Origin of the sequence: uncultured Kluyvera sp. (genome assembly GCF_902485085.1) — a bacterium.
In the GTDB taxonomy this organism is placed as follows: domain Bacteria; phylum Pseudomonadota; class Gammaproteobacteria; order Enterobacterales; family Enterobacteriaceae; genus Kluyvera; species Kluyvera ascorbata.
Genome location: NZ_CABTJS010000127.1, coordinates 1 through 4,747, shown reverse-complemented (window position 1 = coordinate 4,747; position 4,747 = coordinate 1). Strand labels below are relative to the sequence as shown.

5 protein-coding genes are annotated in these 4,747 nt (G+C 51.4%); 1 reads left to right on the top strand and 4 read right to left on the bottom strand.

Features of this window, described 5'->3' with window-relative positions; translation table 11 throughout:
- Positions 1-618 precede the first annotated feature (618 nt).
- The 3 genes from RDN66_RS15465 to RDN66_RS15455 all read right to left on the bottom strand — a co-directional run bounded on the left by RDN66_RS15465 (position 619) and on the right by RDN66_RS15455 (position 3,225).
- Entirely contained in the window at positions 619-2,175 is a 1,557-nt protein-coding gene (locus RDN66_RS15465) for a sensor domain-containing diguanylate cyclase (protein ID WP_308537966.1), read from the bottom strand.
- A gap of 345 nt (positions 2,176-2,520) precedes the next feature.
- Positions 2,521-2,736, bottom strand: a complete 216-nt coding sequence (locus tag RDN66_RS15460) for an MbeD family mobilization/exclusion protein (RefSeq protein ID WP_015589619.1) — start codon at positions 2,734-2,736, stop codon at positions 2,521-2,523.
- A 3-nt stretch (positions 2,737-2,739) separates the two neighbouring features.
- Positions 2,740-3,225, bottom strand: a complete 486-nt coding sequence (locus RDN66_RS15455) for an MbeB family mobilization protein (RefSeq protein ID WP_012565228.1) — start codon at positions 3,223-3,225, stop codon at positions 2,740-2,742.
- A gap of 250 nt (positions 3,226-3,475) precedes the next feature.
- Here RDN66_RS15455 and RDN66_RS24330 point away from each other — a divergent pair, with 250 nt between their 5' ends.
- The gene (locus RDN66_RS24330) at positions 3,476-3,721 is read left to right on the top strand and encodes a hypothetical protein (RefSeq protein ID WP_050497065.1); all 246 of its coding nucleotides are present in this window, start codon (positions 3,476-3,478) and stop codon (positions 3,719-3,721) included.
- 181 nt (positions 3,722-3,902) lie between these two features.
- Here the strand turns inward: RDN66_RS24330 and RDN66_RS15445 are convergent, their stop codons facing one another.
- Entirely contained in the window at positions 3,903-4,247 is a 345-nt protein-coding gene (locus RDN66_RS15445; RefSeq protein WP_031603520.1) for a MobC family plasmid mobilization relaxosome protein, read from the bottom strand.
- Positions 4,248-4,747: the final 500 nt, after the last annotated feature.

The window sequence follows — 4,747 nt, the reverse complement described above, 5'->3', positions numbered from 1 at the left end:
TCACGAAATCTGACGCTCAAATCAGTGGTGGCGAAACCCGACAGGACTATAAAGATACCAGGCGTTTCCCCCTGGTGGCTCCCTCGTGCGCTCTCCTGTTCCTGCCTTTCGGTTTACCGATGTCAATCCGCTGTTATGGCCGCGTTTATCTCATTCCACGCCTGACACTCGGTTCCGGGAAGGCAGTTCGCTCCAAGCTGGACTGTATGCACGAACCCCCCGTTCAGCCCGACTACCACGTTGTCCCGGTAACTATCATCTTGAGTCCAACCCGGAACAGACACGAAAAATCGCCAGTGGCGGTAGCCATTAGTAAGAGGATTCACGGAGCGGAGTAGTAGAGTGTTCTACAGAGTTCTTGAAGTGGTGGCCTGACTGCGGCTACACTGGAAGGACAGTTTTGGTACCTGCGCTCCGTGAAAGCCAGTTACCTTCGGAAGAAAGAGTTGGTAGCTCTTGATTCCGGCAAACGAACCACCGTTGGTAGCGGTGGTTTTTTTGTTTGCAGGGCATGAGATTACGACGACATCGAAGGGATAACAAGAGGATCCGCTTCTTGAACCCCCCTCCCCACAAAAAAAAACGGCACACTAGCGCGTAAAGCGTCATCAAAAAAACTCAAATAGCGCTATATACAATCACTTTATTACGCCCCTCTCTCTTAGCTTGATAAAGAGCATCGTCAGCATTTTTCAGCAAAAAATCGATCCCACCAAGAGGATCATCTTGTGTTGCCACACCAGCAGATACGGTGACACGCAAGTTATTAGGGAAAACAGTACGTTCAATAACACTCCTAATACGCTCCGCAACACACTCCGCTGTTACCACAGATGTATTCGGCAGAAAAACAACAAACTCTTCTCCACCAAACCGACAAATAATATCTTCACTACGGCAACAAGACTTAATAATCTGAGCCAAAGAAACAAGCACCTCATCTCCGACCCCATGCCCGAAACTATCATTTATTTTTTTAAAAAAATCAACATCAATAGCAATAACTGAAGCTCCTGCCCCATACTTGTTATTCTGTATTTTAGTTGAAAACCCCAATCTATTGTTCACGCCGGTAAGGGGATCTTTAAGCGCCACCTCATTTAAAGAATCAACCCTTTCCATCATTACCTTAACATGCGTAAAAAGTGCCTTTTTAAGTCGATCAGCTTCGGCATACCAAGCATTGATAGCTTTAATATAAACTAACGAAGCCCCTATATCTTTAGCATTGGTAGATATAGCAAGCTTTTCTAAAGGAAGTGAAATACGGGAGGCAATGAAATATGAAAGAAGTGAAAATGCAATAATTATTACAATTAGCAGAACAAGTACACTTTTAGCATAAGTAATAAGAATAGTAGTCGCGCTTTCAGCATGGCTATAAACCAACACATTCCAAGCAGTATTTTTCATATGAGCATAACCCAGAAGATATCTATTCCCCGAAAAAAAAAATTCCCCCTCACCTCTATCAGACTCCGTTAACTTTGATTTCAAATCATCAGACATAACCATGGGCCGACCAACAGCACTGTTATCGTTATTAAAGATCACAGTTCCATCATCACTAACAATGCTAATTTCAGTGTCGCTCTTGAAAAAATGCCTGCTCAAAACATCGCTAAATAAACTATGTTTTTTTAGATATATAGACCCACCGACATGCCCTATGTAATTGCCATTCTTATCATAAATAGGATGTGACAACAAAATAATCAAATTCCCAGTAACTGATTTGAACGGTGAAGATATGAATGGTTTCTTTTCCTCAATCGCCAATTTGTTGGCACTTGAATTCAAGCGGGTACCAACTAAATCAAGAGATTCTGGCGAAGTCGCCAGAACAACAGCATCATTACTAACAACAAAAACTGAATTAAACATACCAGACTGCAATCTTAACCTATCCGCCTCATCTTTAAGTGAGTCAATATCATTAGTTGATTTTATTTTTTTTGCTCCATATGCTAATTCACCTTGAGCCATTTCAATATAACCACTCATTACATCTGACATTTTCATAGCGTACGATGAATTAGCATCAAGCAAATCTTTTTCTATATTTTCGCGCTGAAAAACCATAATAACGGCAATCAGAAAAATAGAAGTTAACAAAATCCCACCAACGGACAAGGTTATGACTATCGGACGAAGGTGAGGCTTTTTAATTCTCATAAAAATACACTCCATATAATAAAAAATGCCGCATTTACCATAACATCCCTTATCAGCACCGCCCCGGACGGGTTCGGAACAAATGCGGCGTCAGCCCGGTAAAACCGGCAGCAAACTCTCCGCTAAACCGCGCATTCTGCGCCAGATAAATTTCACCCGGCTGCATGGCTATGCAGTCGGGTGAATGGCTCCGGCTTTCAGCGCAGATGTCCACCGAAAGCCCCGTTTTATCAGGTTATCACAGTGAAGGGCTGTTATACGTCCGCTGTCGCTGAGATCGCTCCAGCTCCAGCGCTTTCTGATGCTGCACCACGCGCTCCTGCTCCCGGTGCAGCTCGACGGCATTCAGTCGCTCGACAACCGGCGCAGCTGCTCGCTCAAACTCTGCACCTGCCTGCTCAAGCCCGTGACGCGCTCGCTCAGCGCTGCGTTCTCCCGTTGCATAAGACCAGACATCGTCCGCCATTCCGCGAAGGCGCTCTCCCACTCGTCCAGCCTTTTCGAGTAGTCCTGCTGTAGCTGCTCTAATGCGCTCAGCAACTGTTTTTCCAGCTCCGTCATGTGCTATTTCCCCGCCAGTATCATCCAGCTCGAATCCTCTCCGAACCGTCCCGCTTCCGGGTTCACCTTCACGCAGCGGCGTCTCTGCTCGCCGCAGGTCGAGAGCTGCACGCCGCTGTTCCTCTCTGACAGCATGGCCTGCGTGCTCTTCTGCTCCCGGATGGTCGTGTAGTTGTCGAGTATCTGCTGCCCCTGCCACCACAGAATGCCCGCGCTCGAGGCGATCAGCAGCGCGGAGACCAGGACGATGGTCAGCCACGTCTGGCTGACCATGCGCACCATGCCTTTCGTGCGCTGGCTCATGGCTGAGGACAGTTTCCGGTCGTGGTCGAGGATGGCGGCGCTGATTCTCTTCGCGCTTTCGTTCAGTTCCGCTTTTACAGATTTCTCGTGCTCGCTGAATGCGGCTTTCAGCATCTCGCCGGTATTCTGCTGCTGCGCTTTCGATTTCTGCTCTAAGTCCTTCGCCAGCGTTAAAAGACTGTTCATAAATGGCTCCCTTCAGTCGGATGTTTCGCCCCCCGTCCGGGTCGGCAATGCTGATACTGCTTTTTGTGGTGCGGACCACCTCAAAACCTGCGCTTTCCAGCGCCTCAGTGACATCCTGACGGGTTTTCAGCTCCCCGGATGAGGCAAGAGCAAGCAGACCGCGTGTAATCGCTTCTGCAGCCTCCTGCTTCGCTTTAGGCAGTGCAGACGGTGTGACCAGTGCCCGCCGGTTCTCCGGTGCGTTCGGGTCGTGCAGCCCCAGTCTGCCGTTCACGATGGTCTGCCAGGCATCGATGCGTGGACGGTCGGCGCGATCGTAATACGGCTGGAGCCGTCTGCCGGTCAGCAGCTCCGTGTTCGGGATCAGAAAATTCAGCTCAAGCCGCCCCTTGTCACGATGCTCCACCCACAGGATGCTGTACTGGTCTTTATCAAGTCCGGGCATCAGAACCCGCTCAAAGCTTGCCATCAGCTTTTCCCGCTGGCCGGAAGGTAAATCCGCTTCCGCAAACGACAGTACCCCGGAGGTGTATTTCTTAACGTAAGGCGATGCGTCAATCAGCTCCCGGACTTCTTCCGGCTTCCCCTGCAGGACGGTGGCGCCTTCACGCTGCCGGTCTTTACCCAGCAGATAGTCCACCGGCCCGGCGCCACCGCCGCGGCCGCGCGGATGAAATTTAACGATCATCGTCCGTTCCTTTCTCAAGAACGGCGTGCCGCAGCCGCTCAAGCCCGGCATCGATGGCCATCAGCGCCGCCACAATCTGTACCCTGTCATGGCCGGTGCCGCCGCCGGCGTTAACACGGCGGGCTATCTGGTTCAGGTTATTGCCCATGCCGGCAAGCTGGCGCAGCAGCGCCGGCGAGAGTGAGGGGAGCTTTCCGGAACGTGCCGGCTTTTCGTCCAGGCAGATCTGCCGCATCCACGCCGCCAGCTGCCTGCCGTCACAGCGCTCGAGCAGCCGCCGGTGCTCGTCCTCCGTCACCCACATGGTGAGCATCTTGCTCCGTTTCTCTGACAAACCGGCCTCCTGATAACGCCGGGACGGGCGGGAAAGCCTTTCCCGGTCGGCGCGGGGTTGGACAAGCCGCAGGCGCGTCAGGCTGTTGGCGGGTTTCGGGGTGCAGCCCTGAACCAGTCACGAGCGCTAGCGGAGTGTATACTGGCTTACTATGTTGGCACGGATGCGAGTGTCAGTGAAGTGCTTCATGTGGCAGGAGAAAAATGCAGCAGCGGAGCGTCAGCAGAATATGTGATACAAGATATATTCCGCTTCCTCGCTCACTGACTCGCTGCGCTCGGTCGTTCGGCTGCGGCGAGCGGTACCGGCTTACAGGCGGGGCGGAAATTTCCTGGGAGATGCCAGGAAGAAGCTTAACAGGGAAGCGATAAGGCCACGGCGAAGCCGTTTTTCCATAGGCTCCGCCCCCCTGACAAGCATCACGAAATCTGACGCTCAAATCAGTGGTGGCGAAACCCGACAGGACTATAAAGATACCAGGCGTTTCCCCCTGGTGGCTC